This is a genomic window from Modestobacter sp. VKM Ac-2977, assembly GCF_026968045.1.
Classification (GTDB): domain Bacteria; phylum Actinomycetota; class Actinomycetes; order Mycobacteriales; family Geodermatophilaceae; genus Modestobacter.
In genome coordinates this window covers 1-239 of record NZ_JAPVBQ010000014.1, presented here as the reverse complement: position 1 = coordinate 239, position 239 = coordinate 1, and the positions used below count along the sequence as shown (strand labels likewise).

The window sequence follows — 239 nt, the reverse complement described above, 5'->3', positions numbered from 1 at the left end:
CGCAGGAACGTCAGCGCCTGGTCCGCGCCGAGCTCCCCGGCGCGGGCCATGAACGCCCGGATGTCCTTGGGCAGACAGCCACCACCGAAACCGAGGCCGGCGTTGAGGAACTTGCGGCCGATCCGGTCGTCGTGCCCGATCGCGTCGGCCAGCTGCTTCACGTCGGCGCCGGTGGCCTCGCACAGCTCGGCCATCGCGTTGATGAAGGAGATCTTCGTGGCCAGGAACGAGTTCGCCGC

At 69.5% G+C, this 239-nt stretch carries 1 pseudogene; it reads right to left on the bottom strand.

The window, feature by feature from the left end:
* Positions 1–239: pseudogene (locus O2V63_RS20710) on the bottom strand (UDP-glucose 6-dehydrogenase); the annotation flags it as partial.